The following is a 25,572-nucleotide window of genomic DNA, read 5'->3' on the forward strand; positions in this document are numbered from 1 at the left end:
AGCTTTCCTCGTAGTCTTGAACACCTCCGAGAATCGCACTTCCGAGAATCGCTGTCAAGAGTTTTTGGCGCCGTTTTGGTGAGCGGATTTCTTTTGCCTCGTTGAGGTGGAAGATATGGAAACCGGAAGTGTGACGACGCCCTTCGGGCGGCGGTCGATGACGTTTGGCATGCTTGCAAATCAAGTCATGGCCGGGGAGATCAAGCCGGACCAGTCGGTCGACAAGTGGAAATTGTTTCGCGCGCTATGCGAAGCAAAGCCGCTGCTTGGCATCGGCGATCGAGCGCTTGCCGTGCTCAACGCGCTTTTGAGCTTTTATCCGAAGAACGAGCTGGCCCAGGAAAACGGCTTGGTCGTCTTCCCGTCGAATATCCAGCTTTCTCTCAGAACGCATGGCATGGCCGAACAGACCGTCCGGCGCCATCTTGCCGCGCTCGTCGAGGCAGGCCTTCTGCTGCGCAAGGATAGCCCCAACGGCAAGCGTTACGTCCGCAGGGACAGGGCAGGGGAGGTCGACGAGGCGTTCGGCTTCTCGCTGGCGCCGCTGCTTGCCCGTGCCGAGGAGATCGAACAGCTCGCGGCCGCGGTGATGGCTGAGCGGCTGCATGTCCAGCGTCTGCGTGAACGCATCACCCTTTGCCGCCGTGACATTGCCAAACTGATCGAAGCGGCAGTTGAAGAAGAGATCCCTGGGGATTGGCAAGGCCTATACTGCGAATTCCGGGACCTGATCGAAGGCCTGCCGCGATCGCCGACGACAGCGCAGCTTGAACTGTTGCTGGATGAATTGACGGCCCTGCGCACAGATATTCTTAACCGGCTGGAAATTCGGGTTAAATCAACAAAACAGCGCGGCAATGCCGATTATATCGAGCGTCACATACAGAATTCAAATCCCGAATCCACCTCTGAACTTGAACCAAGCTTCGAAACGAAGCAGGGCGCGATAGCTGAGCAAGACAACGACCGAGGGGCCGTGGCGCCAGAGAAGGGTAGGGGTGAGGCAGCCTATCCGCACGGGCAGAAGAAGGAGGAAGAGCAAAGTCGACGGCCGGACGTCCGCAATGATGGTGGCGGACTGAAATCCTTCCCACTCGGCCTGGTTCTGCAGGCCTGCCCGGAAATCCTTGCCTATGGGCCGAATGGCGCAATCCGCAACTGGCGCGATCTGATGGCCGCAGCCGTCATCGTTCGATCGATGCTGGGCGTCAGTCCGTCGGCTTACGAAGAGGCCGCCAATGTGATGGGTCCGGAAAACGCCGCGACGGTGATGGCGTGCATCCTGGAGCGCGGCGGCCATATTAATTCGGCCGGTGGCTATCTTCGAGGCCTGACGCGGCGAAGCGAAAAGGGAGAATTCGCGATCGGCCCGATGCTGATGGCACTTCTGCGGGCAAATGCGCCGGCCGGGCGGAAAGTTGGATAGTGTTCAACCTTCGTGTGGGCAGCGTGTGGCTAAGCGCGGATAAGCCTTCGCTCCAGAAAACTCTGCATGTCGCGACGTCCGTCTACGACGCAGTAGACGGCGACGTCCGTGCCCAGGATCCGATAGATCATGCGCCACGGCTTATGGTGCAGTTCCCGATATTCGGAAATTCCGATACCCGCCAACTCCTTCGGAATATTTCCACGGGCGGGGAATTCTTCAAGCTCGGCGCAGGCGCTCTCAAGCTCCGTCAGAATGCGCTCTGCCGTGTCGGCGCCGTCGCGGCCGGCGATAAATCGATAGAGATCCTCGATGTCGCGTTCCGCATCCTCGGCGAAAAGAACACGATATGGCATCAGGATTGGCTGTCGGCCAGACGTTTGCGGATGCGCGCGAAGGACTCCGCAGCAGGGCGCAGTTTGCCGTCCTCGACTTGCCGGTTGGTGAGCGCCAACACCTTCAGGAGCGCCAGTGTCTCCTGGGTTTCTTCGTATTGGCCGACGTCCTGAAGGATGGCTTTCGCCTCTCCGTGAAGAGTAATGACGACCGGTTGCGGATTATCCTTCAGCGTCCGGATGATTTCCGGCGCGTGCGCCTTGAGATAGCTGATCGGCTTGACCTGTTCTGACAGCTTCATGCGGTTTCTCCCTTTCGACCAGAATATAGACCATCAAGTGGTCGATTGAAAGAAGCCTTATGCTGTCGTCACACAGCGCGCCCTCAGAGATTTTCCATCTTAGGGGCGGCCGGTTTTTTTCACTCAGCGCGTTCGAAAGAGAATGCCATTTCTTATAATGAAGTTTGTCTACTGATTTTATAGACGAAACTTTGCAACCAGGGATCGGATCGTGGTGCCATGACCTACCTCCTCAGTCTTCTCGACAAAAGCCCGATCGAACAGGGTCTAACGGCCGCGGATGCGCTGCGGGCGACTGTAAAGATTGCCGCCCGGGCCGAGGAACTCGGTTATCACCGTTTCTGGGTCGCCGAGCATCATAATATGTCCAATCTGGCGAGTTCCGCGCCCGAGGCGCTGATAGCCTATCTTCTCGCCAGGACATCGAGGATCCGCATCGGCTCCGGCGGCGTCATGCTGCAGCACTACAGCGCCTATAAGGTTGCTGAGACCTTCAATCTGCTGGCATCGCTTGCGCCCGGCCGCGTCGATCTCGGTGTCGGCAAGGCACCGGGCGGATTTCCGCTCTCGACGCGCGCGCTGCAGCTTGCCGTCGATCCGGCCAGGAGGCCGGATTTCGCGAGCCAGCTTTCCGATCTCAACGTCTATCTCGCCGCCGACCCGAATTACGACGGGGCGCAGGCGACGCCTTTCCCGCCGACTGCGCCTGAGCGTTTCCTGCTCGGCGCCAGCGTCGAAAGCGCCGAGCTCGCTGCCGAGAAGGGCTGGGAACTTGTTTTCGCCGGTCATTTGAACGGCGATCCGGATAATCTGCGCCGAACCTTCGAGGCCTATGAGCGGGCGTCAGGCGGCAAGCGTCCGATCCTGGCGCTCGCAGCCTTTGCCGCCGAAAGCGAGGACTATGCCCGCGAGCGCGTCGGCAAGCTGCGCATCGTCAAGGTGTTCCTGCCGAACGGCCAGACCGTCAATGTCGGCAGCGAGGAGCAGGCGGCCGAATTCGCCCGCCAGGGCGGCGTCACCGATTACCGCATCGAGGAAAAGGTGCCGAGTGTGCTGCATGGCACGGCGGAGCAGATCCGCAAGGAACTGGACGAACTTCATCACCGCTACGGGGTCAAGGAGTTCGTGCTCGACACGCCGGCGCTTTCGGTCGCCGAGCGCCTGGCTTCCATCGAGCTACTCGCCAAGGAGCGGCTTTCCCTCGTCGCCTGACCGTTTCCAAGGAGGATTGATCCCATGGCTCAAAAACACGTCACGTTCGGCATCATGCTGCAGGGTCCCGGCGGTCACATGAATGCGTGGAAACATCCAAGCGGACCGGCCGATGCCAGCGTCAATTTCGACTTCTTCGTCAAGACGGCGCGCAAGGCGGAGGCGGCCGGCATCGCTTTCGCCTTCGTTGCCGACGGGCTCTACATCAACGAGCAGTCCATTCCGCATTTCCTCAATCGGTTCGAACCGATCGCCATTCTCTCGGCGCTCGCCGCCTCGACCTCGAAAATCGGCCTCGTCGGCACGGTTTCGACCTCTTATAGCGATCCCTTCACCATCGCCCGCCAGTTCGCCTCGATCGATCTCATTAGCGGCGGCAGGGCAGGGTGGAATGCGGTGACCTCGCCGCTCGAGGGTTCGGGGCGCAATTACAGCCGCGAACATCCAGAGCATGAACTGCGCTACGAGATCGCCGAGGACTATATCGATGCGATCAAGGGGCTGTGGGATTCCTGGGATGACGACGCCTTCGTCCGCAACCGCGAGACTGGCGTCTTTGTCGACAAGACGAAGATGCATCGCCTCAACCACAAGGGCCGCTTCTTCCGCGTCGAGGGGCCGCTCAATATCGGCCGCTCCAAGCAGGGCCAGCCCGTCGTTTTCCAGGCAGGCGCCTCGGATTCCGGCATCAGGCTTGCCGGCAAACATGCCGACGCGGTCTTCACCAATGGCGGGCCGTTCGAGGAGGCGCAGGCCTTCTACCGCCAGCTCAAGGACGGCGTGATTGCCCATGGCCGCAGTGCTGCGGAAGTCGGTATCTATCCAGGTATCGGACCGATCGTCGGTGCGACGCAGGAAGAGGCGGAAGCCAAATATCAGGCGATCCGCAACCTCGTCACGACAGAGGAGGCACTGCTCTATCTCGGCCGCTTCTTCGATCATCATAATTTCAGCGTCTATCCGCTCGACGAGCCGTTCCCCGAACTCGGCGATATCGGCAGGAACAATTTCCGCGCCACCACCGACCGCATCAAGAAGACGGCGCGGGAAAAGGGCCTGACGCTCCGCCAGGTCGCGCTCGATTCGGCAACGCCGCGCACGGCCTTCATCGGCACGGCGGAACATATCGCCGACGAGATCATCCGCTGGGTAGACCATGGCGCTGCCGACGGCTTCATCCTCGGTTTCCCTGTCATCGCCGAGGGCTTCGACGATTTCTCCAGATATGTTCTGCCGATCCTCACGGAGCGCGGCTATTTCGATCCGATCCTGAAGGGCGAGACGCTGCGCGACCATCTGGGCCTGCCCTTCCGCGAAAGCCGGTATGCGGCGGAGGCGGATCAGGTCGAGCGTGGAAAGGCTGTCAGCGCCTGAGGCGCCGACGAACCGTCATGAACATCATCGCTCAGAACCCGCGCAGCAAGGATACGGTCGAGAAGGGTATCGCTGCCTATCTCGACGAGATCATCGCGCTTCGCCACGACTTGCACCAATATCCGGAGCTTGCGTTCCAGGAGCTCAGGACCAGCAAGTTGGTGGCATCCCGCCTTTCCTCCTGGGGCTATGAGGTGGCGACGGGCATTGCCGGAACCGGCATCGTCGCCACCCTCAGGCGCGGCGATGGCAAAAAGCGGATCGGCATCCGCGCCGACATGGACGCGCTGCCGATCGAGGAGGCGACCGGTCTTGCCTATGCCAGCAGCAATCCCGGCGTCATGCATGCCTGCGGCCATGATGGGCATACCTCGATTCTGCTCGCCGCCGCCCGTTATCTCGCCGAAAGCGGCAATTTCAACGGCACGCTGCGGCTGATCTTCCAGCCCGCCGAGGAGATCGGCGCCGGCGCCCGCAAGATGATCTCGGAGGGCCTGTTCGAGCGTTTTCCAGTCGATGCGGTCTTCGGGCTGCACAACTGGCCGGGTGTGCCGGCGGGTCAATTCGGCTTCGTCAGCGGCCCTGCCATGGCCTCGGTCGATCAGGCGATGATCAAGATCATCGGCAAGGGCGGCCACGGCGCCGAACCGCACCGCGCCGTCGATCCGGTGCTCGCCTCGGCCTCCTTCATCACCGCCCTGCAGAGCGTCGTTTCCCGCAATGTCGACCCGCAGGACATGGCGGTCGCAACCGTCGGCTCGATCCATGCCGGCTCCGCCTCGAACGTCATCCCTGAGAGCGTTGAGATGAAGCTCACCATGCGGGCCTATAGCGAGGCGGTCCGCCAGCTGTTGCGAGAGCGCATTCCTGCACTTGCCCGCGCCCAGGCCGAAAGCTTCGGCGCCGAGGCGGATGTGAACTACCGCCTCGGTTTTCCGGCGCTGGTCAACCATGCGGCGGAGACGGCCTTTGCCCGCGATGTCGCCTATGACGCACTCGGCCCGGCGGCGATCGAGAAGGATTTCCGGCCGAGAACCGCGAGCGAGGATTTCGCCTTCATGCTGCAGGCAAATCCCGGCAGCTACCTCTTCGTCGGGAACGGCGACAGCGCTCCTCTCCACAGCGCCCACTATAATTTCAACGACGCGATCATTGCGCCGGCCGCCCGCTACTGGGTGCGGCTCGCCGAAACCTTCCTCACTGATGACAACGGGTGAAGAACGATATGAGCGATACGTTTCTCTATACCAGCCCACTCGACCCGCGCGCCAAGCCATTGATCGATGAGTTGATTTACGAGTATGACAGCCGCTACGGCAACTATTTCAATGCCGAAGGGGCTGCGGCCGAGCTGAACCGTTATCCTCCTGAAGCCTTCGTGCCACCTCACGGCAATTTTCTCCTGTTGATCCGTGATGGCGAAACCATCGGCGGCGGCGCCTTCAAGAACTATGACGAACGCACGGCCGAGTTCAAACGCATCTGGACACGCTCCGATCTGCGCCGTCAGGGCCTTGCCCGCAAGGTGCTGGTGGAACTGGAGGCCCAGGCCGCCCGCCAAGGCTATTCCCGCATCTACCTGACGACCGGCTTTCGCCAGCCCGAGGCGGTCGGGCTCTATCTGAACTACGGCTACACCGCTCTCTTCGACACCTCCGCCGATCCCGAAATCTATAAGAGCCTGCCCTTCGAGAAGGACATCACCCATCTCGCTCAGCGGACTCTCGAAGATGCCGAACCGCGCCTGCGGGTAGCCGGCGCAAATTTCTGAAAACGGCAAAGACCGACAATCATAAAAGGGAAGCACCATGGCACTGACGACGGATTTCGCCGGCATCGACCCCGGCAGCAGGACGGTAGAATCGAAGGATTATTCCCGTTACCGCATCGTGCCGGCGCGTCATCCGGGCCGCCTGGCAGGCACGATCTTTGCTGCCCTCGTCATCATCGCCGTGCTCTATTCCATCTTCACCAATCCGCGCTGGGGTTGGGGCGTCTTTGCCGAATGGTTCTTTGCCGAACCAGTGCTCGTCGGCCTCGGCAGGACGCTGCTTTTGACTGTGCTTGCCGCCATATCCGGTTCCATCCTCGGAACCGCTCTGGCGCTCGCCCGCGTTTCCAAGTCGCCGCTGCTCTCCGGTCTTTCCTGGGGCTATATCTGGCTGCTGCGCTCGATCCCGGTCATCGTGCTGCTGCTGATCTTGAACAATCTCGGCTACCTCTACGAGACGATCAAGATCGGCATTCCCTTCACCGATACCGTCTTCCTCGACTATCCCACAGTGCAATTGCTGACACCCTTTGCCGCCGCCTTCCTCGGCCTCACGCTCAACCAGTCGGCCTTCTTCGCCGAGATCGTGCGCGGCGGTATTCTCTCGGTGGATCACGGTCAGCTGGAGGCCGCCGCCGCACTCGGTCTGCCGCGCCGCCGCCAGGCCTTCCGCATCGTGCTGCCGCAGGCCATGCGCTCGATCTTGCCGACCGGCTTCAACGAACTCATCGGACTGGCGAAGAGCACCTCCATGGTCTACGTGCTGGCGCTGCCGGAGCTCTTCTATACGGTCCAGGTGATCTACCGCCGCAATCTCGAAGTCATTCCGCTGCTGATGGTCGCGACCGTCTGGTATCTGATCATCATGACGGTGCTGTCGATTGCTCAGCGCTATATCGAACGCTACTTCTCCAAAGGCTCCGTGCGCAATCCGACGCCATTGCCCTTCCAGTCATTTTTCGAGCGTTTCCGCCGTCCGCTGCCTGTCCTCGATACGGCAACCGACACCGTGCGCAAGATCGGTTTCCAGGATGCAGCGACGCTGCGGGCCGCTGGCGGCGCGGTGCGCATTCACGGCATTTCCAAAAGCTTCGGCTCGCTGAAAGTGCTCGACGATGTCGAGCTCAGCCTGCCGGCCGGCAGCGTGACCGCCATCCTCGGTCCGTCCGGCTCGGGCAAGTCGACGCTGTTGCGCGCCATCAACCACCTGGAGCGTGTCGATGAGGGTTTCATCTCGGTGGACGGCGATTTCGTCGGCTACAGCAGGAGGGGCGACACGCTCTATGAGCTCAAGGAGAAGGATATTCTCAAACGCCGCGCCGATATCGGCATGGTCTTCCAGAGCTTCAATCTCTTCCCACATCTGACCGTGCTCGAAAACCTCATCGAGGCACCGATCCAGGTTCGCGGCGCCGGCCGCGAGGACGCCGTGCAATTGGCGCAGGAGCTGCTGGCACGCATCGGCCTCAGCGACAAGATCAATGCCTATCCGCGCCAGCTTTCCGGCGGCCAGCAGCAGCGTGTGGCGATTGCCCGCGCACTGGCGCTCCGCCCGAAGGTGCTGCTCTTCGACGAGCCGACATCGGCGCTCGATCCGGAGCTCGTCGGCGAAGTGCTCGACGTGATCAAGGAGCTTGCCCGCACCGGCACGACGCTCGTCATCGTCACCCATGAGGTCGGTTTTGCCCGCGAAGTCGCCGACAGCGTCGTCTTCATGGAAAGCGGCCGTATTCTGGAAGCTGGCCCGCCGGCCCGCATCTTCACCCAAGCGGAACATCCCCGCACGCGGGAATTCCTCGCCAAGGTTCTCTAGCGCCTGATTGTGCTGGTGAAATGCCGGGCCGCGATGGGCTGCTCCGGCCGAATAACAATAACCACAACCTGAAGATGAAATGGAGAAGGGGCATGACATTTACAGCTAGGGCAAGGCTTCTGATAGCGGGAGCGGTCACCATGGCCGCGATCGGTTTCGGTTCCGCGCAGGCGCAGCAGAAGTTCGATCTCAGCCCGGAGCAGCCGAACCGGCTGCGGGTGGAAAAGAACGAGAAGCGCATTGCCGAAATGAAGGACTTCAAGTTCGTCGAAAACGGCGTCTTCACCGTCGGCATCAGCTCGAGCGGCAATCTGCCACTGCATGATTATGCCTCCGATTCCAAGACGGTTATCGGCTACGACGTCGATCTGGCGCAGGCCATTGCCGACAGCCTGGGTCTGAAGCTCGAACTCGTTTCCGTTGCCTGGGCCGATTGGCCTCTGGGGCTGACCTCCGGAAAGTTCGACGCGGTGATCTCCAACGTGACCGTCACGGAAGAACGCAAGGAGAAATTCGATTTCTCGACCTACCGCAAGGATGAGCTTGGCTTTTATGTCAAGGCCGACAGTTCGATTACGGCGATCAAGCAGCCGAAGGATATTGCCGGCCTGAAGGTGATCACCGATGCCGGCACCAACCAGGAAAAAATCCTGCTGGAGTGGGATCGCGAGAACGTCGCCGCAGGCCTGAAGCCGATCGAGGTGCAATATTATGACGACGACGCGGTCAAGGATCTCGCCGTTCAGTCCGGCAGGGCCGACACCGTCTTCAGCGTGAACGCGACGCAGGCCTATTCGGCGGGGATCAACGGCAAGACCAAGCTCGTCGGCACCGTCAGCGGCGGTTGGCCGATCACGGCCGAAATTGCCGTTACCACGCGCAAGGGCAGCGGCCTGGCAGCGCCCTTGACCGATGTCGTCAATGACCTGATCGCCAGCGGCGCCTATCGGAAGATTCTCGATACGTGGAACCTCGGTCCTGAGGCGATCGACAAGGCCCAGACCAACCCGCCGGGCCTGCCGAAGAGCGGTTCCTGATCAGTTCCCATGGGCCGGCGGCATTGCCGCCGGCCACCCTGCCACAGTTTGGAGATTAAAGACGATGATTGCCCTTCCGGCATTCCGGACCCTGCTGATCGCCGCCATGGCGTCGGCCCTTTCCTTTGGCGCAACCCATGCAGCCGAGGATTTCGACCTCAGCCCAGAGCAGCCGGGCCGGCTTCACGCCGCCAAGAACGATGCGGCTATCGCTGCGATTCCGAAGGATTTCAAGTTCGTCACGTCAGGCAAGTTCACCATCGCCGTCAGCCCCGGCGGCCCGCCGCTTGCAACCTATGCCACGGATGCGAAGACCGTGGTCGGGGCAGATCCCGACTATGCCTATGCCATCGCCGACAGCCTCGGGCTGACGCTGGAGATCGTGCCTGTCGCCTGGATAGACTGGCCGCTCGGCCTCGTCTCGGGCAAGTATGATGCCGTCATTTCGAACGTCGGCGTCACCGAGCAGCGCAAGGAAAAGTTCGATTTCTCCACCTATCGCCAGGGCCTGCATGGTTTCTTCGTAAAATCCGACAGCCCTGTGACCTCGATTAAGGAGCCCAAGGATGCGGCCGGCCTCAGGATCATCGTCGGGGCCGGCACCAACCAGGAGCGCATCCTGGTGAAGTGGAGCGAGGAAGATGTCGTCGCCGGCCTGAAACCGATCGAGTTGCAATATTACGACGACGAGGCGGCAAGCCTTCTTGCGCTGCGTTCCGGCCGAGCCGATGTCATCGTCCAGCCGCATGCGCAGCTCGTCTTCATCGCCGCGCGCGACAAGAACATCAAGCGCGTCGGCACGCTGAGCGCCGGCTGGCCGGATCGCTCGGATGTCGCGATCACCACCCGCAAGGGAAGTGGGCTGGCCGATGCGCTGACTGTCGCCACCAACGGCCTGATCAAGGATGGCACCTACGCAAAAATCCTCGACCACTGGCATCTCTCCGAAGAAGCCTTGCCGGCATCCGAGACCAACCCTCCCGGCCTGCCGAAATACTGATCATCGGATGGCACGAGTGGGCGACATATCCATCAACCATATAGGCTTCCTCACCCCCGGCAATTATCCCGACGGCGATCCGTTGTCGGGATTGGAGCAGACGCTTGAGCAGCTGCAATATGGCGAAGATCTGGGCTTCGACAGCGCCTGGGTCCGCCAGCGGCACTTGGAGCCTGGAATCTCTTCCGCGAGCGCCTTCCTGGCAGCGGCGACGCAGCGCACCAGCCGGATCGAACTTGGAACCGCGGTCATCCCGATCGGTTACGAGAGCCCCTATCGGCTGACCGAAGATCTCGCCACCGTCGATGTTCTGTCGCGCGGACGGCTGAACATCGGCGTCAGCGCCGGCCGGCCGCTGCACGCCGAGCTGATCGCCCCGCTCGTCTTCGACGGCGATTGGACGGGTTACGATTTCTCGCACGACCGCGTGCTGCGCTTTGCCGACAATCTGCGTGGCACTTATCTCGGCGACGAACAGACCTTGATCAAGACGCCCTTCGGCCCGCAGCGGCCACGCCTGCAGCCTTATGCCAAGGGCCTGATCGACCGGATCTGGTATGGCGGCGGGTCGCAGCGCTCGGCCGAATGGGCCGGCCGCAATGGCTTCAACCTGTTGACCGGCAATGTGATAACAGGGGAGGGGACGGATGATTTCTTCATCGCTCAATCGCGGCTGATCGAAACCTATCGCGCCGCCGGTACGCAGCGCCGCGTCGCGCTGGGTCGTGTCATCGTGCCTTTCGACAGCGCCGATGCGGCAACGCGCCGCCGATATCGAGATTATACCGATGGCCGCCATGAGCGGACGCTTTCGCCGCAGGGCGAGCGGCGCACTCTGTTCGCCCGGGATGTCGTCGGCACATCGGACGAGATACTGGCGCAGCTGTTTGCCGATCCGATCCTGCCCGAGGTCAGCGAGCTGAGGCTGGAGCTTCCTTACGAGTTCGAGCACGAGGAGTATCGTCAGATTCTCCACGACTTCGCGACAGCAATCGCACCGGAACTCGGATGGAAAGCGCCATCCGACATCCGCGCCGCTTCCTGAAAATGCCGTCGCCCATTCGACGGCAGAACAATCACCTCACAGGGGAACATGCATCAGTGACCAAATCGGTAGAATATTTCTTTTCGATCGGCTCGCCCTGGTCCTACATCGGCTTCGACGCCTTCGCCGAACTTGCGGCGAAGAACGACGTCGTCATCACGCCTTATCTGACGACGGTGGTCGAGGAAAATGGGGGTATCTTTTCGCGCAACCGCCCGGAGATCCGGCGCGCCTACTGGACGCGGGACCTCAAGCGCTGGGCGCGCGTGCGCGGCAAGGAACTGCGGCTCGAACATCGCCCGGATTTGAGCGATCCGACGCCGGCGTCCCTCTTCGTGATTGCGGCTTATCTCGACGGACAGGATTGGATCGGCGTTGCCCGCGCCCTGCAACATGCCTTCTGGAGCGAGGCGAGGGATATCGGCAAGCGCGATGTGCGCGAGGCGATCGTGACATCAGCAGGTTTCGATGGCGCAGCACTCCTCAGACGACAAGCCGATGACGATGTCCAGAACAAGTGGTCGGCGGACCGCGTGCATGCCCGCGACAGCGGCGTCTTCGGCTTTCCCACCTATGTCTTTGACGGCGAGATCTATTGGGGACAGGACAATTTGCCCTTCCTCGAACGGCATCTTCACGGCGACAAGCCTTAGACTTGAAGCAAGTAATGTGGCCGCAATGAATTGCAGCGTCCCGAGGTCGCAGATGTCGATGGCGGTCGGCTTGCAGCTTATGCGTGCCGAAGCCGCGGCGAACGTTTTTTTCAACGACACGAACAAGGAGAGATGCACGTTCCTTTAATCTATCAATTTTGTAGACAATAGTTGAAGCAACGCAAAGAGAGGAAAAACCATGTCAGGTTTCAAACTCGTCGGCATCGCTGGCAGCTTCAATCGTCCATCGAAGACATTAGCACTTGTGCGGCACGTCGCCGAACGTGCGAGCATTCGCTACGGATTTACCAGCAAGAGCTATGATCTGCATGATGTCGGGCCGTCGCTGGGCAGCGCCTTGTGGCGCAAGGATCTCGACGCGCAGGCCAGACATGTCGTCGACGAGATCGTGCAGGCCGATGCCCTGATCATCGGCTCGCCAACCTACAAGGGCTCCTATCCCGGCCATTTCAAGCACCTGATCGACCTGATCGACCCCCACGAACTTCGGGCAAAGCCGATCATCATCACGGCGACCGGCGGCGGTGACCGGCATGCGTTGATGGTCGAGCATCAGCTTCGGCCGCTGTTTGGTTTTTTCATGGCCCATACCTTACCGACTGCCGTTTACGCGTCCGACCGCGATTTCACAGACTATGCGGTTTCATCCGACGCGCTTTTGGCCCGGATCAACGACGTGATCGGCGAATTGGCGGCCTTCTTTCCGGGCGCAAACCCGACCCTGGCGGCGGCCGAGTAAGGGGGCCGCCATGGTTCGATCTCAAGAAGCGACGATCACCGATGCGGAGAGGCCGGGGCCAAGCGATCAATTGTGGAGCGTCTTCGAATTCGCCCGACGATATCGTCTCGCCAAACGCGAGGAGAACCGCCTGCTGATGCTCTACGGACCGACGGCATCGCTTCACGTTCTACTCGCCAATGCACAACGTCATTCGCTGATTTCCTAGCCGAAGAATACCGGTTCCTGACAGGAGGTTTGCATGAAGCCTGATTTCCACTTCTGGCTGAAGCTCGCGATTGGTCGGCTGCTAGAGCCGAAGACGCCGGCTGTGCGCGAGCCTGTAAACGGGTTGCATGCGCGGGACGAAGAGCGCGACCGGTCCGCCCGCGAATACGAACTCCATTATTGGGGCACCATGCCCGGCCTTTGGTATTGAGGAGAGCGGCGTGATGGCAATTATCGTTGAGACCGACCTGCGTCGGCACGGTGCGAGAAGAGCGGAAGGCAGTGTCATGTCGCATTTCAGGCATGCGGCCGGAATCTGCACGATCGTCAGCTCCTTTACTTTCCTGTTCGCGCTGGTGATCGGGTGGATCTGATGAGTGAGGTCAGATGTTTGCCCCGATCGGGAAAAAGACCGGCGCGCGGCTTGAGAGAGGATGCCGGCAGATGATCGATGTACTTATTCTTCCCGGGCTTTTCGGCTCGGGAGAAGGGCATTGGCAACAGCACTGGCAGCAGGATCAGCCGGGCAGTCGTTGCGTCGTTCAGGACGACTGGGATCATCCGAACCTTGACAACTGGCTGCTGCGACTGGAAGGCGCGCTTGAGGAGGCCGGCGAGGCCTATCTGGTCGCCCATAGTCTCGGATGCCTGCTGGCCGCCCGCTTGGCCGGGCGAAGTGCTGCGCGGCGCGTCAAGGGAGCATTGCTCGTTGCTCCATGCGATCTGCCGGTCACGGAAAACCTGCATCCGGGGCATATTTCGTTTGGCGCCATGCCGACGGCACCTTTGCCTTTTCCGAGCATCGTCGTCGGCAGCATGAACGATGCCTACATGACGGTCGACCGGTTGACCCTGTTCGGCCGCCTGTGGAACGCAGAGACCAGGAATATCGGCCTTGCCGGGCACATCAATGTCGCCAGCGGCTTTGGCCGCTGGCGCAACGGCTACCGATTGCTGGAGGGCTTGAAGACGCAAACGCGCGGTCGAAGGCATGTCGTTTCCACGCCGCCGGCTTTTGCTATGTGAGTGGAATCGCAATGTCCGACATTGTCGCCGACCTGCTGCGCCTGAGCGAAGATCCGAATGCCGACCCGAGGACCAGGCGCCGCCAAACCATGGAGCGGCTGGTGCAGACGCTGCTCACCATGGCCGATGCCCAAATGGGATCGGAAGATCCGCAGCATCGCCATTCCATTATTCATTTGACGACGATCATCCGCGAGATGACGGGAAGGATCGCAGAGGCCGATGATGCTACGTTTTCGGCAATCGTCAGGGAGGCCGCGATGCTGATACGCAGCCTGCAGCGGCGCCAGGCCGACGCGGCCAGATTTACGGTGCACTGACGCATGACGGATATCCGGGAGCATAAGCTGGTGACGGTCCAGGGAAGCAAACTTTTGATGACCGGATCAACAATGGCTCTGACGGACGAGCTCGTATCGCTGAGCCTTCGCCCCGCGATCGACGTCGGCCCCGAGCCACACCGAAAACCGCTGACCGAAGCGGAGGTGGAGATGCTCGCCAACCGGCTTCTCCAGGAGTCTACCGGCGCGCCACTTTGGATCTTCGCCTATGGATCATTAATATGGAAGCCGGACTTCGATGCCGTCGAATCGCAACATGGCGCTACAAGAGGGTGGCATCGCTCCTTCTGCCTGCAGATGACCCGCTGGCGGGGAACGCGCGCCCAGCCGGGACTGATGATGGCACTTGATCGTGGTGGACGTTGCAACGGCATCGTCTTCAGGCTTGCCGATGATGATCGCCTTGGTCAGATTCGGCGGTTGATCCGCCGTGAAGTCGGCACGATCGAAGACACTGCGACCGTTCGCTGGATCCCGGTCGCGACCGCGCATGGGCTGGTGCGCGCGCTGGTCTTTTGGGCTGGTCCGAAAGGCGAGCGTGTTTCCCGCAGATTGCCGCTGGAGACGGTGGCGCAGGTGCTCGCGAGAGCCTGCGGACACATGGGCTCCTGCGCCGAATATCTGTATCTGACGGTGAAACATCTGGAAGAACGTGGCATCCGGGACCGCAATTTATGGCGGCTTCAGAAGCTGGTCGCAGCCGAGCTCGTCGCCATACACGGGCTGAACGCGGCGGCGGGAAACCATTGAATATCGCTCCCTGCCGCCCTCTGGTCAGAGCTTGCCCTTCCAGGGCACGAGGAACGCCTCCAGAAACCGGATGGCAGCCGAGAAGGTGAACGCGCAGATCGCGATGATGCCGATGCCGACGAAGACGACGTCGGTCGCCAGGAACTGTGAAGCCGACATGATCATGAAACCGATCCCGCGCGTGGAGGCGATCAATTCAGCCGCAACCAGCGTGCCCCAGCCGACACCGAGCGCGATCCGAATGCCGGTGAGGATCTCGGGCAGGGCCGACGGCAGGACGATATCAAGGAAGAGCTGCAGCCGGCTCGCGCCCAGCGAACGCGCGGCATTGACGCGCTCGATCGGCAGCGAACGGACGCCGGCCTGGGCCGAGAGACAGATCGGTGCGAACATCGCAAGCACCAGCAGCGTGATCTTCGACGTCTCGCCAATTCCGAGCCAGATGATCATCAGCGGCAGGTAGGAAAGTGGCGGAAGCGGCCAGTAGAACTCGATCGGCGCGTCGAGCACCCCTTTTGCCCAGCGGTTCAGGCCCATGAGCAATCCGAGCGGGATGCCGGCGGAGACGGCGATGAGGGCGGCGAGCACGATGCGGAACAGGCTCGCAAAAACATGCTCGGATAGCGACGCTCCGGCGTAACCGTCGCGATAGATGGCGCCGATCTGTGTCAGCACCTCGTCAGGACGCGGCAGAAACAGGTGTGGAACGACACCGAGGGCGGAGACGAGCCACCACAGCAGCAGTATGGCCAGCGCCGTGGCAATGCTGATGGCCACCGTCGATTTCTCGCCGGCTCCAAAGCCCGCCATTTTCACCAGCTTGACCTGATGGTCCTCTCTACCCGCCGCAATCGGCGGGGCCTGCACTATATCGCTCATGCGGCGCTCCTGAGGTCTTCTGTGCTGTGGAGAATGGCGCGTATCTCCTCGCGCAGCTCGGCAAATTGCGGCGATGCCTTGATCGATCGGGCATCGCCGGTTTCGGCGAAGCGACGAACGAAATCCAGATCGAAGCGTGCGACGACGCGCCCCGGTCGAGGTGACATGACTAGGACCTGCGTGCCCAGGAACAAGGCCTCTTCGATCGAGTGCGTGATGAAGAAGACTTTCTTCGCCGTCTTATCCCGGATAGAAACCAGCAATTCCTGCATCTGCTCGCGCGTCAGGCTGTCGAGGGCGCCGAACGGCTCGTCCATCAGCAGGATGTCGGGATTTGTCGCCAGAGCCCGTGCGATGCCAACACGCTGGCGCATGCCGCCCGACAGCTCGTAGGGAAAAGCGCCGGCGAATTCGTCGAGGCCGACGAGACGGAGAAGCTCCAGAGCGCGCGCTTGGCGCTCCCTGCGCTTGACCCCGGCGAATTTCAAACCGAGCGCGACATTGTCGATCACCGATTTCCAAGGCAGCAGCGAGTCTTTCTGAAAAACGACGCCGCGATCTGCGCCGGGTTGTTCCACCGCACGGCCATCGAGCGTGATCCGGCCATCCGAAAGCGGAAGGAAGCCGGCAATCGCGTTGAGAAGGGTTGATTTGCCGCATCCCGACGCGCCGAGTGCGACGACGAAGCCCCGTTCGGGAATATCGAAGGAAACGCGATCGAGCGCGTGAACGGTCCGCCCGTCGCGGGCTGCGAAGAAAACGCTGGCGTGATCGACTTTAAGCATGTTGCGCTCGCAGGTTCGACGCCGGCGCGATAAGCCGCGCCGGCGCTGGGGAGGATCAGTTGCTGACGCCGGTGAGGGCATCTGCGGTGACGAAGGCGCCGTAATTCGCCTGTACATCGGAAACCTTGCCCTGTTCCTTCAGGAACGATGCCGTGTCCTTGAGGATCTTGCCGGCACCTGCCTTTTCGCCGCCGCCGAGCCAGGCATCCGATGCCTGGACCTCAGGTGTCAGAAGCGTGAGGTTCTTCAGGGCCGATGCCTGCTGCTCAGCTGTTCCGCCGAGAAGCTTGGCAAGTGATTTGGCGTTGTCGCTGTCGGGACCCCAGGCGGATTTGTCCGATGCGAAGGAGGCGTAGTATTTGTTGATGACCGAAGCGAAGCCCTTCAGAAAGTCCGGGTTGTCGGCGGCAAATTTCGAGGTCGCGACCCAGGCCGAGAATGTCGGCGCACCCTTGTCTGCCACCTCCTTGGAGGTGACGAGAACCTTCCCGTTCTTCTTCAGTTCGGTGAGCGCCGGATCCCAGACGAAGCCGCCATCGATATCTCCGCGGTTATAGCTGGCGACGATCTCAGGCTGAGGGATTGCGAAGACCTGAACGTCTTTTTCGGTCAGGCCAAGCGATTTGATCAGCGCCAGCAGCTGATAGTGGTCCGTGGATACCGGCGCGGCAGCAAGCTTCTTGCCCTTCAGATCATTCAGGCTTTCGATGCCGGAACCGTTGCGGACGACCAGAGCCTCGTCGATGCCCGAGATGGAGGCGAGGTAAAAGGCCTTGACCTCGAGCCCGCGTGATACCGCAGCCGCAAACGGGCTGGAGCCGACATAGCCGATCTGGACGTCACCGGAGGCAATGGCCGCAAAGATTTCGGCGCCCGAATTGAACCTGCGGAAGTCGATGTCGTATCCCGTCTCCTTGGCGAATTCGCCATTGGCGATCGCCACGGAAGACGGCAAGGCGTCGGTCTGATAGGCGACAACGACCTTCTTGTCCGCCGCTTCGGCGACAACAGCCGTTGCAAAAGTGCCGACGCCGACGGCGATCGCGGCAACCAAATTCCTGAAATTCATCTTGAGCCCCTTTGTTCAGGGCCGGACGGCCCTTGATCTCACCCTCAAAAGCGTAATGGTTGGGGAGGGGCTAGCGGGAGAAATAACAAACTATATTTATAGACAATAGAGATAATTGTTTCGTGATTCTGCCGCTTGTGCGATCAACAGGGACCGGCGAGCGACATTGGGCTTGAATGACGAAATATCTCGATGACGCTCTGAGCTTCAGGGAGAATGTATTTGGCATATGATGTTATCGTGGTCGGTTCCGGTTTTTCAGCGATAGCGGTTACCTGCAATCTCATCGAGCAGCTTCCCGCTTCGGCGAAGGTCGCCGTCGTCGGCGACGATCCTGGTTTCGGCCGCGGGACGGCTTACCGGACGGAGCTCTATCTCCATCGCCTCAATGTTCCGGCCGGCCGCATGAGCCTTTTGCCGCATCAACCCGACGACTTTGTCGACTGGCTTAAAAGCCATGGCCGTCCGTTGCAGGCCGGCGATTTCGCCTCGCGCAGCGATTATGGTCTTTATGTCCGCGATACGCTTGCACGGTTGCTTCGAAAGCGGGACGGCCGTTGCCGGGTCGATTTCATCAAGGCTAAGGCAGCGGGATGCGTTGAACGTTACAGCAGCACGCTGGCCTTCCATCTCGGCAACGGTGACGAGATTGCCGGGAAGACCGTGGTGCTCTGCCTCGGCGTCGGGAACGCGACCCTTCCGGTCGCTCCGGACGGAATTCCGTCATCGCTGCGATCGCGGATCATCGAGAACCCGTGGCGGCTTTCGTGGCTGAGGCGCGTCGCACCATCCGATGCGGTGTGTATCCTCGGATCCGGCCTGACGATGATCGATCAGGTGCTGGCGCTTCGTGCCCATGGCCACCGTGGCAGGATCGATGTGCTTTCGCGGCGCGGGCTCGCACCCCTCGGACATGCGCGAAAGCCGCCGGCGCCTCTGCCGATCGACGTCGAGAAGCTTCCAGATACGATCAGCGGCATATTGAAGACCCTGCGGGGAAAGAGCAGGACGGTTGCCGACTGGCGAGCCGTGATGGACGGTCTGAGGCCTGCAACGCAAGCTCTCTGGCAACGGCTTTCGAGCAAAGAGCGGGCACGATTCCTCAGGCATGCGCTTCCCTGGTGGAACATCCACCGTCACCGGGTCGCGCCTGACGTGTTCGACAGGTTTGAGAAGCTGGTCTTAGACGGAACTGTTCGTTTCCACGCAGGCTTCATGAAATCGCTCGGGGCCGAGGAGGGCCGGCTTGTTGCCGGCTACAGGGTCAGAGCGGCGCGCGAGATCGCCGAGATCAGGGCGGACTGGCTCGTCAATTGCACGGGAATGGAGCGGGCCGGGATCAGTCATTCACCGCTTTTGAAGGAAATGAGCCGCTTCGAGTTGATTGCCCCCGATCCTCTTGGCCTCGGGATCCAGGTGGATGCGGCTTCCGAGGTGATAGCCCCGTCCCGGATATCGCCGGCCCGACTATTTGCGGTCGGTGCCCTGACGGCGGGGCAATTCTGGGAGATTACGGCCGTTCCGGATATCCGGGTGCAGGCCAAGGCCGTGGTCGAAGAGATCGTTTCAAGAGGCTAGCTCCCGACGTGTCGGCAGCAGATCAAAGGTGCTGCAACGTCCTTTGCGCGTCTGAAAAGGCGAGCGGCGCTATTGGTCGGCACAGCGCTTGTTGAATTGCCGGGCGCCGACAGCTACAGTATCTGGTACGCCATAATACGATTCTTGCATTCGGCTGCCGCGGCGGAAGTTGAGCGTGCAAAGTCCAACACTGAGGTACAGAATGAGCGGCGCTCTAAAGGACGCAATTCGAGTCGAGCGTCCTGCAAAGACCTTGCGGGAATTGGCGCTCGACAAGGTCCGCGAAGCCATCGTCAACGGATATTTCCGTCCCGGAGATCGCCTTGTCGAGCGTGACCTCTGCGCCCAGCTCGGCGTCAGCCGAACAGTCGTGCGCGAGGTTCTGAGGCATCTGGAATCGGAAGGGCTTGTCGCCAATCTGCCGAACAAGGGGCCGATCGTCGCGCAGCTCGACATCGGGGAAGCCAAGCAGATCTATGAGATCCGTGGCGCGCTGGAAGGCATGGCGGCGCGGCTGTGCGCGGAGCGCCGCAGCCCCGAGATCGTCGCTGCGCTGGAGGAATCTCTGGCCGGGATCCGCAACAGTTACCGCGATAACGATATGGCGGCTGTGCTGACGAACACCTCTTCCTTCTATCATACGCTGTTCACGATGGTTGACAGGAACGTTGCCTGGGGTGTCGTCAATCTTCTCACCGTGCGCATCAACCACCTGCGCTCGATGACGATCAAGACGGAGAGACGCGGCATCGAAGGCCCGCTGCAGATGTCGAAGATCGTCGACGCCATCCGCCGCGGCGACGGCGAGGGGGCTTACCGGGCGGCGATGGATCACGTCGCCGCCGCGAGCGCGATTGCCGAAGCGGTGCTGTCGGGGAAGAAGCCTGCCGACTAGGCACGAGCGGCCCCTGCCGCTTCCCCGCAGGCCTGGCAAAGCGCTCATCTCAGCTGTCGATATCACTCCATTCGCGATGATGTTCCGCGCAATTTAGCGGAACCCATACTCCGCGCTTGACACCCAACTTTGTCCAATGTGATGGTATGCCATATTAAGTAATATGTAAGGCGGTAGCATGAACTGGGATGACCGTGACTTCTGCACTCGGCCTGCCTCCACGGGCGCCGCCATGTCGTTTGTCAGCTGACAACGCGCTGACGGGAAGAAAGCGCTGCCCGGTGGGTCGAAGGGCGCACGCGCGGCAAATCGAAAAACTCGCCTTGGCCTAAACTGCTCCTCGAGGGAACCAACTTGACACTCATATATTATGGTATACCATAATACGAAATTGAGAAATGAGGTGCTCTATGGCCATTCAAATTCGCAAGACGGGACTGCAGATCGAAACGACGCTGATCGAAGGCGGCAAGGCCGCGGCGGTTCCGCTGAAGCTGTTTACCGCCTTCGCGGTCGTGAAGAATCCCTGGGCCGGTCGCGGCTTCGTCGACGACCTCAAGCCCGAAATTCACGCAGGCGCTCCGGTGCTCGGCGAGTTGCTGACCAAGATGATCATCGATGCGGTCGGGTCCGGCGAAGCTGTCGAAGGATATGGAAAGTCCGCTGTCGTCGGCCTGGACGGCGAAATCGAACACGGGTCCGCGCTTATCCACACGCTGCGTTTCGGCAATTTCTATCGCCAGGCCGTCGGCGCCAAGTCCTATCTCGCCTTCTGCAACACACGCGGTCCGGCCAATGCGCCGATCATGATCCCGCTGATGGACAAGAACGATGAAGGCCGCCGTTCGCACTACCTGACCATCCAGACGTCGATCCCCGACGCGCCTGCTGCCGACGAGATCGTCGTGGCTCTCGGTGCTTCGATAGGCGGGCGCCCGCATCACCGCATCGGCGACCGCTACCAGGATCTGAAAGACCTGGGGCAGGACGTTGCCAATCCTGCGGGCGTTTGAGGGAGCGCCTGAGATGCTGACAGCCGGATCGACCACACGCACCGCTGCAGCAACAAACGCCGCCGGTGCCTTGCCCCGCAAGAAAACGGCAAGCGGAACGGCCTATCACGAGGCCGGCAGCGGCGAGCCGCTGGTTCTCATTCACGGCGTCGGCATGCGGCTGGAGGCCTGGGCTCCGCAGATTGCATTCCTGTCTGCAGGCCATCGCGTCATCGCTGTCGATATGCCGGGACATGGAGAGAGCGCAAAGCTGCCGGCGGGCAGTCGGCTCGAGAAGTTCGTCGACTGGTTCGGACGCTTTCTCGACGAGATGGCAATCGACACGGCAAATGTTGCCGGACACTCGATGGGCGCACTGGTTTCAGGAGGGGCGGCCGTGACCTTTGGCGAGCGGATCAGCCGCGTCGCCTACCTCAACGGCGTCTACAGGCGTGATCCTGAAGCAAAGGCCGCCGTGCTTGCGCGCGCCGCGGCCATTCCGGTATCGGGCGTCGACAAGGAAGGCCCTCTGGCCCGCTGGTTCGGCGATGATGCAGACAGCGTCACTGCGCGTGAATTGACGCGAAAATGGCTGAACCTCGTTGATCCCCAGGGCTATGCCGTCGCTTACGCCGCCTTTGCGGGAGGAGACGAGACCTATGCTGACGGCTGGAAAGACGTGGCTGGTCCGGCCCTGTTTCTGACGGGGTCCGATGATCCGAACTCGACGCCCTTGATGGCGACGCAAATGGCAGAGCTTGCGCCGCAGGGCTACGCTCGCATCGTCGAAGGCCATCGTCATATGGTGAACCTGACCGCGCCTGATATCGTCAATTCGCTGCTCGCCGAGTGGCTGTCGTTCGGGGAGGATGAACGATGACAATCCAGACTGTCGACCCAAGAGCACTGCGAGATGCATTCGGGGCCTTTCCGACCGGGGTGACTGTCGTCACCGCCTGTGACGGGGATGGAAATCCGATCGGCTTCACAGCGAACTCCTTCACCTCAGTCTCGCTTAATCCGCCTTTGCTGCTCGTCTGCCTTGCCAAGTCGTCGCGCAATTTCGCCACCATGACCGGAGCACAGCACTTTGCGATCAACGTGCTTTCGGAAACGCAAAAAGACGTGTCGAACACTTTTGCTCGCCCGGTCGAGGACAGGTTTGCGGCGGTCGAATGGGCGAAGGGATCGGCAGGCTGCCCGATATTCTCTAGCGTTGCGGCCTGGTTCGAATGCGCCATGGAAGAGGTCATCGAGGCTGGCGACCACGTCATCTTGATGGGGCGCATCGAAGCTTTCGACAATAGCGGCCGCAACGGTCTCGGCTATGCGCGTGGCGGTTATTTCACGCCGACGCTCGCAAGCAAGGCGGTGTCCGCGGCAAGCGAAGGCAATATGGAACTTGCAGCCGTTGTCGAACGCCGCGGCGAGGTTCTGCTGCTCGGCGAAGATGTGCTCTCCCTGCCAGGTGTCGATGCCCATGACGGCAGTCCGACCGAGACGCTGCAAAAATACCTGGAAACGCTCACCGGGTTGAAAGTCAGCATCGGCTTTCTCTATTCGGTTTATGAGGGCAAGAGCGACGGCAAGCAGCACATCGTCTATCACGCCGTTGCCGGAGAGGGCGAGCCTGCCGGCGGCAGGTTCCTGAAGCCTGACGCATTGGTTGCGGCAAAGTTCAAGACCAGTTCGACTGCCGATATCGTCAACCGTTTTGCGATGGAAAGCTCGATCGGCAATTTCGGCGTCTATTTCGGCGACGAGACCGGCGGCACTGTTCACCCAATTCCAGCCAAGGACGCAAAAGCATGAAGTTCTCCCTCTTCGTCCATATGGAGCGGCTCGACGCCAATCAAAGCCATAAGAGCCTCTACGAGGAATTCGTCGCGCTTTGCGAGATCGCCGACAAAGGCGGCATGCACGCGATCTGGACCGGTGAGCACCATGGCATGGATTTCACCATCGCGCCCAATCCGTTCGTGACCATTGCCGATCTGGCGCGCCGCACATCGCGGGCACGGCTCGGAACGGGGACGGTGATCGCCCCCTTCTGGCATCCGATCAAGCTTGCCGGCGAGGCGGCCATGGCCGATATCATCTGCGATGGACGACTCGACATCGGTATCGCGCGCGGGGCCTATTCTTTCGAATACGAGCGTCTGCTGCCCGGTCTCGATGCCTGGGGCGCCGGCCAGCGGATGCGCGAGCTCATCCCGGCGGTCAAGGGCATATGGGCCGGCGACTACGCCCATGACGGGGAATTCTTCAAGTTTCCGTCGACCACGTCGGCGCCGAAACCGCTGCAGCAGCCGAACCCGCCCATCTGGGTGGCAGCGCGCGATCCGAACTCGCACGAATTTGCCGTCGCCAACGGCTGCAACGTTCAGGTGACGCCCCTCTGGCAAGGCGATGACGAGGTTCAGTCGTTGATGGAGCGCTTCAACGACGCCTGCGCCAAGCATCCCGAGATCGAGCGGCCCAAGATCATGTTGCTGCGCCATACCTATGTCGGCTCGTCGGCGGACGATGTCGCCCAGGCCGCCCATGAGCTCAGCGTCTACTACAATTATTTCTTCGCCTGGTTCAAGAATGAGAAGCCGGTTACCCAGGGTCTGATCGAACGTATCCCGGACGAACAGATCAGAGCAAACGCCATGCTGTCGGACCAGGTCATGCGCACCAACAATGTCGTTGGTGACGCTGAGACCGTCATCGCCCGGCTCAAGGCGTATGAAGCACTCGGCTACGACGAATATTCCTTCTGGATCGACACCGGCATGAGCTTCGAGCGCAAGAAGGCGTCGCTCGAACGCTTCATCACCGAGGTCATGCCGGCATTTCAGGAGTAAGACCATGCGGCGTTTCCAGCACTATATCGATGGCGAATTTTCAGATGGCGAGTCCTGCTATCCGAGCATCGATCCAGCCTCCGGCGCGGTCTGGGCGGAGATGCCCGAAGCGCGCGAGGGCGATGTCGATCGGGCTGTGAACGCGGCCGACAGGACGCTTTACGAGGGCCCCTGGTCGAAACTGACGGCCACCCAACGCGGCAAGCTGCTCTACAAGCTGGCCGATCTGGTTGCCGCCAACGCGCAGATCCTCGCAGAACTGGAGACGCGCGACACCGGCAAGATCATCCGCGAAACCTCGGCGCAGATCGCTTATGTCGCCGAATACTATCGCTACTATGCCGGCATCGCCGACAAGATCGAAGGCGCCTACCTGCCGATCGACAAGCCCGACATGGATGTCTGGCTTCGCCGCGAGCCGATCGGCGTCGTTGCGATGGTCGTGCCGTGGAACAGCCAGCTCTTCCTGTCTGCGGTGAAGATCGGACCGGCACTCGCTGCCGGCTGCACGATGGTCGTCAAGGCTTCGGAAGACGGGCCGGCGCCGCTTCTCGAATTTGCACGGCTCGTGCACGAGGCAGGCTTTCCCGCCGGTGTCGTCAACATCATCACCGGTTTCGGCGCCTCCTGCGGCGCTGCCCTCGGCCGGCACCCGAAGGTCGCCCACGTCGCCTTTACCGGCGGCCCTGAAACCGCCCGGCACGTCGTTCGCAACTCGGCCGAAAACCTCGCCTCCACCTCGCTTGAACTTGGCGGTAAGTCGCCGTTCATCGTCTTTGCCGACGCAGATCTCGAGAGCGCTGCCAACGCCCAGGTCGCAGGCATCTTCGCCGCGACAGGGCAGAGCTGCGTTGCCGGATCGCGCCTCATCGTCGAACGCAGCGTCAAGGATAAATTCGTCGCCCTGTTACGGGATAAGGCGGAGGCGATCCGGATCGGTGCTCCGCTCGATATGGCGACCGAAGTCGGCCCGCTTGCCACCAAGCGCCAGCAGGACAATATCGGCGCCCTCGTCGCCAAGTCGATCGAAAGCGGCGCCCGCCTTGTCACGGGAGGGCGCAAGATCGACGGCGACGGCTATTATTTCCCGCCGACGATTCTCGACTGCGACGATGTCGCCTCGCCGTCGCTGATCGAGGAGTTCTTCGGGCCGGTCCTGTCCGTCGTGTCGTTCGAGACGGAGGCCGAGGCGCTGCGGCTCGCCAACGATACCCGTTATGGCCTGGCTTCCGGCGTTTTCACCCAGAACCTCACCCGGGCGCACCGGTTGATGAAGGGGCTGCGTGCCGGGATCGTCTGGGTCAACACCTATCGCGTGGTGTCGCCGATCGCGCCGTTCGGCGGCTTCGGCCTGTCAGGCCATGGTAGGGAAGGCGGCATGGCCGCGGCTCTCGACTATACCCGCACCAAGACGATCTGGCTCAGGACATCGGACGATCCGATCCCCGATCCCTTCGTGATGAGGTAGCGCCG

The 25,572-nt window shown here is 61.2% G+C and carries 29 protein-coding genes; 24 read left to right on the plus strand and 5 right to left on the minus strand.

The annotated features are described in order from the left end of the window. Positions 1-115 precede the first annotated feature (115 nt). Positions 116-1,426, plus strand: coding sequence for a plasmid replication protein RepC (gene repC / locus HFO71_RS30525; RefSeq protein ID WP_221988825.1), 1,311 nt, complete (start codon positions 116-118; stop codon positions 1,424-1,426). 29 nt (positions 1,427-1,455) lie between these two features. On the opposite strand, the gene HFO71_RS30530 is transcribed toward repC, so the two are convergent. Both HFO71_RS30530 and HFO71_RS30535 read right to left on the minus strand, forming a co-directional pair. Beyond that, positions 1,456-1,782 (minus strand): type II toxin-antitoxin system RelE/ParE family toxin, encoded by a 327-nt coding sequence (locus HFO71_RS30530; protein WP_221968849.1) that lies wholly within the window; start codon positions 1,780-1,782, stop codon positions 1,456-1,458. Further along, complete coding sequence (locus HFO71_RS30535; protein WP_065284557.1) at positions 1,782-2,063, minus strand: type II toxin-antitoxin system Phd/YefM family antitoxin; 282 nt, start codon at positions 2,061-2,063, stop codon at positions 1,782-1,784. The genes HFO71_RS30530 and HFO71_RS30535 overlap by 1 nt, the downstream gene beginning before the upstream one ends. Before the next feature lie 219 nt (positions 2,064-2,282). Between HFO71_RS30535 and HFO71_RS30540 the strand changes: the two genes are divergently transcribed. The 16 genes from HFO71_RS30540 (at position 2,283) to HFO71_RS30615 (ending at position 15,052) form a co-directional block, all read left to right on the plus strand. After that, positions 2,283-3,275: an LLM class flavin-dependent oxidoreductase gene (locus HFO71_RS30540; protein WP_221988827.1), complete on the plus strand. Its 993-nt coding sequence runs from the start codon at positions 2,283-2,285 to the stop codon at positions 3,273-3,275. Positions 3,276-3,299: 24 nt separating this feature from the next. Continuing rightward, the gene (locus HFO71_RS30545) at positions 3,300-4,649 is read left to right on the plus strand and encodes an LLM class flavin-dependent oxidoreductase (RefSeq protein WP_221988829.1); all 1,350 of its coding nucleotides are present in this window, start codon (positions 3,300-3,302) and stop codon (positions 4,647-4,649) included. Between the two features lie 17 nt (positions 4,650-4,666). Then, positions 4,667-5,866 carry a M20 aminoacylase family protein gene (locus HFO71_RS30550; protein WP_221988831.1) on the plus strand — a complete coding sequence of 400 codons (1,200 nt, stop codon included), beginning with the start codon at positions 4,667-4,669 and terminating at the stop codon, positions 5,864-5,866. Beyond that, positions 5,863-6,420: a GNAT family N-acetyltransferase gene (locus HFO71_RS30555; protein ID WP_221988833.1), complete on the plus strand. Its 558-nt coding sequence runs from the start codon at positions 5,863-5,865 to the stop codon at positions 6,418-6,420. Before HFO71_RS30550 ends, HFO71_RS30555 begins: the two co-directional genes overlap by 4 nt. 37 nt (positions 6,421-6,457) lie before the next feature. After that, positions 6,458-8,233, plus strand: coding sequence for an amino acid ABC transporter permease/ATP-binding protein (locus tag HFO71_RS36240; RefSeq protein WP_221988835.1), 1,776 nt, complete (start codon positions 6,458-6,460; stop codon positions 8,231-8,233). Between the two features lie 92 nt (positions 8,234-8,325). Continuing rightward, positions 8,326-9,270, plus strand: coding sequence for an ABC transporter substrate-binding protein (locus HFO71_RS30565; protein WP_221962833.1), 945 nt, complete (start codon positions 8,326-8,328; stop codon positions 9,268-9,270). Between the two features lie 64 nt (positions 9,271-9,334). After that, the gene (locus HFO71_RS30570) at positions 9,335-10,270 is read left to right on the plus strand and encodes an ABC transporter substrate-binding protein (RefSeq protein ID WP_221988837.1); all 936 of its coding nucleotides are present in this window, start codon (positions 9,335-9,337) and stop codon (positions 10,268-10,270) included. A gap of 7 nt (positions 10,271-10,277) precedes the next feature. After that, positions 10,278-11,315 (plus strand): LLM class flavin-dependent oxidoreductase, encoded by a 1,038-nt coding sequence (locus HFO71_RS30575; RefSeq protein WP_221988838.1) that lies wholly within the window; start codon positions 10,278-10,280, stop codon positions 11,313-11,315. 56 nt (positions 11,316-11,371) lie between these two features. Then, positions 11,372-11,968: a 2-hydroxychromene-2-carboxylate isomerase gene (locus HFO71_RS30580; RefSeq protein WP_221988840.1), complete on the plus strand. Its 597-nt coding sequence runs from the start codon at positions 11,372-11,374 to the stop codon at positions 11,966-11,968. Between the two features lie 199 nt (positions 11,969-12,167). After that, positions 12,168-12,728: an FMN reductase gene (msuE, locus tag HFO71_RS30585; protein ID WP_221988842.1), complete on the plus strand. Its 561-nt coding sequence runs from the start codon at positions 12,168-12,170 to the stop codon at positions 12,726-12,728. A gap of 10 nt (positions 12,729-12,738) precedes the next feature. Continuing rightward, positions 12,739-12,936 carry a hypothetical protein gene (locus tag HFO71_RS30590; protein WP_221988844.1) on the plus strand — a complete coding sequence of 66 codons (198 nt, stop codon included), beginning with the start codon at positions 12,739-12,741 and terminating at the stop codon, positions 12,934-12,936. Between the two features lie 33 nt (positions 12,937-12,969). After that, complete coding sequence (locus tag HFO71_RS30595; RefSeq protein ID WP_221988845.1) at positions 12,970-13,146, plus strand: hypothetical protein; 177 nt, start codon at positions 12,970-12,972, stop codon at positions 13,144-13,146. 13 nt (positions 13,147-13,159) lie between these two features. Next, positions 13,160-13,309 carry a hypothetical protein gene (locus HFO71_RS30600; RefSeq protein WP_165411174.1) on the plus strand — a complete coding sequence of 50 codons (150 nt, stop codon included), beginning with the start codon at positions 13,160-13,162 and terminating at the stop codon, positions 13,307-13,309. Between the two features lie 70 nt (positions 13,310-13,379). Beyond that, the gene (locus tag HFO71_RS30605; RefSeq protein ID WP_221988846.1) at positions 13,380-13,961 is read left to right on the plus strand and encodes an RBBP9/YdeN family alpha/beta hydrolase; all 582 of its coding nucleotides are present in this window, start codon (positions 13,380-13,382) and stop codon (positions 13,959-13,961) included. Between the two features lie 11 nt (positions 13,962-13,972). Next, positions 13,973-14,281: a hypothetical protein gene (locus HFO71_RS30610; RefSeq protein WP_163879380.1), complete on the plus strand. Its 309-nt coding sequence runs from the start codon at positions 13,973-13,975 to the stop codon at positions 14,279-14,281. 3 nt (positions 14,282-14,284) lie between these two features. Beyond that, positions 14,285-15,052, plus strand: a complete 768-nt coding sequence (locus HFO71_RS30615) for a gamma-glutamylcyclotransferase (RefSeq protein ID WP_221988847.1) — start codon at positions 14,285-14,287, stop codon at positions 15,050-15,052. A 24-nt stretch (positions 15,053-15,076) separates the two neighbouring features. Here the strand turns inward: HFO71_RS30615 and HFO71_RS30620 are convergent, their stop codons facing one another. The 3 genes from HFO71_RS30620 to tauA are packed head-to-tail and all read right to left on the minus strand — an operon-like array spanning position 15,077 to position 17,785. Next, positions 15,077-15,931, minus strand: a complete 855-nt coding sequence (locus tag HFO71_RS30620; RefSeq protein WP_207160140.1) for an ABC transporter permease subunit — start codon at positions 15,929-15,931, stop codon at positions 15,077-15,079. After that, the gene (locus tag HFO71_RS30625) at positions 15,928-16,716 is read right to left on the minus strand and encodes a taurine ABC transporter ATP-binding protein (RefSeq protein WP_221985392.1); all 789 of its coding nucleotides are present in this window, start codon (positions 16,714-16,716) and stop codon (positions 15,928-15,930) included. Before HFO71_RS30625 ends, HFO71_RS30620 begins: the two co-directional genes overlap by 4 nt. 55 nt (positions 16,717-16,771) lie before the next feature. Next, positions 16,772-17,785, minus strand: a complete 1,014-nt coding sequence (tauA, locus tag HFO71_RS30630; RefSeq protein WP_221988848.1) for a taurine ABC transporter substrate-binding protein — start codon at positions 17,783-17,785, stop codon at positions 16,772-16,774. 216 nt (positions 17,786-18,001) lie between these two features. On the opposite strand from tauA, the gene HFO71_RS30635 reads away from it, so the two are divergent. The 7 genes from HFO71_RS30635 (at position 18,002) to HFO71_RS30665 (ending at position 25,567) form a co-directional block, all read left to right on the plus strand. Beyond that, entirely contained in the window at positions 18,002-19,363 is a 1,362-nt protein-coding gene (locus HFO71_RS30635) for an FAD/NAD(P)-binding protein (RefSeq protein ID WP_221985394.1), read from the plus strand. Positions 19,364-19,565: 202 nt separating this feature from the next. After that, a complete protein-coding gene (locus tag HFO71_RS30640; protein ID WP_003555665.1) occupies positions 19,566-20,258 on the plus strand; it encodes a GntR family transcriptional regulator in 693 nt (230 codons plus the stop codon). Positions 20,259-20,668: 410 nt separating this feature from the next. Beyond that, positions 20,669-21,271 carry an amino acid synthesis family protein gene (locus tag HFO71_RS30645; protein WP_003538313.1) on the plus strand — a complete coding sequence of 201 codons (603 nt, stop codon included), beginning with the start codon at positions 20,669-20,671 and terminating at the stop codon, positions 21,269-21,271. Between the two features lie 13 nt (positions 21,272-21,284). Continuing rightward, on the plus strand, positions 21,285-22,130 hold the full coding sequence (locus tag HFO71_RS30650; protein WP_221988849.1) for an alpha/beta fold hydrolase: 846 nt from the start codon (positions 21,285-21,287) through the stop codon (positions 22,128-22,130). Further along, positions 22,127-23,062 carry a flavin reductase family protein gene (locus HFO71_RS30655; RefSeq protein ID WP_130788497.1) on the plus strand — a complete coding sequence of 312 codons (936 nt, stop codon included), beginning with the start codon at positions 22,127-22,129 and terminating at the stop codon, positions 23,060-23,062. Before HFO71_RS30650 ends, HFO71_RS30655 begins: the two co-directional genes overlap by 4 nt. Next, on the plus strand, positions 23,059-24,099 hold the full coding sequence (locus HFO71_RS30660; protein ID WP_128407487.1) for an LLM class flavin-dependent oxidoreductase: 1,041 nt from the start codon (positions 23,059-23,061) through the stop codon (positions 24,097-24,099). The genes HFO71_RS30655 and HFO71_RS30660 overlap by 4 nt, the downstream gene beginning before the upstream one ends. 4 nt (positions 24,100-24,103) lie before the next feature. Beyond that, the gene (locus HFO71_RS30665) at positions 24,104-25,567 is read left to right on the plus strand and encodes an aldehyde dehydrogenase (protein WP_221988850.1); all 1,464 of its coding nucleotides are present in this window, start codon (positions 24,104-24,106) and stop codon (positions 25,565-25,567) included. Positions 25,568-25,572 lie beyond the last annotated feature (5 nt).

The sequence above is a fragment of the Rhizobium laguerreae genome (genome assembly GCF_019778565.1).
Lineage (GTDB): Bacteria > Pseudomonadota > Alphaproteobacteria > Rhizobiales > Rhizobiaceae > Rhizobium > Rhizobium laguerreae.

Bases quoted from the DNA above. Each gene is read 5' to 3' on its own strand.
- msuE (WP_221988842.1), top strand. From the start codon at position 12,168: ATGTCAGGTTTCAAACTCGTCGGCATCGCTGGCAGCTTCAATCGTCCA.
- HFO71_RS30565 (WP_221962833.1), top strand. From the start codon at position 8,326: ATGACATTTACAGCTAGGGCAAGGCTTCTGATAGCGGGAGCGGTCACC.
- HFO71_RS30540 (WP_221988827.1), top strand. From the start codon at position 2,283: ATGACCTACCTCCTCAGTCTTCTCGACAAAAGCCCGATCGAACAGGGT.
- HFO71_RS30535 (WP_065284557.1), bottom strand. From the start codon at position 2,063: ATGAAGCTGTCAGAACAGGTCAAGCCGATCAGCTATCTCAAGGCGCAC.
- HFO71_RS30605 (WP_221988846.1), top strand. From the start codon at position 13,380: ATGATCGATGTACTTATTCTTCCCGGGCTTTTCGGCTCGGGAGAAGGG.
- HFO71_RS30590 (WP_221988844.1), top strand. From the start codon at position 12,739: ATGGTTCGATCTCAAGAAGCGACGATCACCGATGCGGAGAGGCCGGGG.
- HFO71_RS30660 (WP_128407487.1), top strand. From the start codon at position 23,059: ATGAAGTTCTCCCTCTTCGTCCATATGGAGCGGCTCGACGCCAATCAA.
- HFO71_RS30530 (WP_221968849.1), bottom strand. From the start codon at position 1,782: ATGCCATATCGTGTTCTTTTCGCCGAGGATGCGGAACGCGACATCGAG.
- HFO71_RS30575 (WP_221988838.1), top strand. From the start codon at position 10,278: ATGGCACGAGTGGGCGACATATCCATCAACCATATAGGCTTCCTCACC.
- HFO71_RS30655 (WP_130788497.1), top strand. From the start codon at position 22,127: ATGACAATCCAGACTGTCGACCCAAGAGCACTGCGAGATGCATTCGGG.
- repC (WP_221988825.1), top strand. From the start codon at position 116: ATGGAAACCGGAAGTGTGACGACGCCCTTCGGGCGGCGGTCGATGACG.
- HFO71_RS30620 (WP_207160140.1), bottom strand. From the start codon at position 15,931: ATGAGCGATATAGTGCAGGCCCCGCCGATTGCGGCGGGTAGAGAGGAC.
- HFO71_RS30545 (WP_221988829.1), top strand. From the start codon at position 3,300: ATGGCTCAAAAACACGTCACGTTCGGCATCATGCTGCAGGGTCCCGGC.
- HFO71_RS30600 (WP_165411174.1), top strand. From the start codon at position 13,160: ATGGCAATTATCGTTGAGACCGACCTGCGTCGGCACGGTGCGAGAAGA.
- HFO71_RS30640 (WP_003555665.1), top strand. From the start codon at position 19,566: ATGAGCGGCGCTCTAAAGGACGCAATTCGAGTCGAGCGTCCTGCAAAG.
- HFO71_RS30645 (WP_003538313.1), top strand. From the start codon at position 20,669: ATGGCCATTCAAATTCGCAAGACGGGACTGCAGATCGAAACGACGCTG.
- HFO71_RS30550 (WP_221988831.1), top strand. From the start codon at position 4,667: ATGAACATCATCGCTCAGAACCCGCGCAGCAAGGATACGGTCGAGAAG.
- HFO71_RS30615 (WP_221988847.1), top strand. From the start codon at position 14,285: ATGACGGATATCCGGGAGCATAAGCTGGTGACGGTCCAGGGAAGCAAA.
- tauA (WP_221988848.1), bottom strand. From the start codon at position 17,785: ATGAATTTCAGGAATTTGGTTGCCGCGATCGCCGTCGGCGTCGGCACT.
- HFO71_RS30635 (WP_221985394.1), top strand. From the start codon at position 18,002: ATGTATTTGGCATATGATGTTATCGTGGTCGGTTCCGGTTTTTCAGCG.
- HFO71_RS30625 (WP_221985392.1), bottom strand. From the start codon at position 16,716: ATGCTTAAAGTCGATCACGCCAGCGTTTTCTTCGCAGCCCGCGACGGG.
- HFO71_RS30570 (WP_221988837.1), top strand. From the start codon at position 9,335: ATGATTGCCCTTCCGGCATTCCGGACCCTGCTGATCGCCGCCATGGCG.
- HFO71_RS30610 (WP_163879380.1), top strand. From the start codon at position 13,973: ATGTCCGACATTGTCGCCGACCTGCTGCGCCTGAGCGAAGATCCGAAT.
- HFO71_RS36240 (WP_221988835.1), top strand. From the start codon at position 6,458: ATGGCACTGACGACGGATTTCGCCGGCATCGACCCCGGCAGCAGGACG.
- HFO71_RS30595 (WP_221988845.1), top strand. From the start codon at position 12,970: ATGAAGCCTGATTTCCACTTCTGGCTGAAGCTCGCGATTGGTCGGCTG.
- HFO71_RS30650 (WP_221988849.1), top strand. From the start codon at position 21,285: ATGCTGACAGCCGGATCGACCACACGCACCGCTGCAGCAACAAACGCC.
- HFO71_RS30665 (WP_221988850.1), top strand. From the start codon at position 24,104: ATGCGGCGTTTCCAGCACTATATCGATGGCGAATTTTCAGATGGCGAG.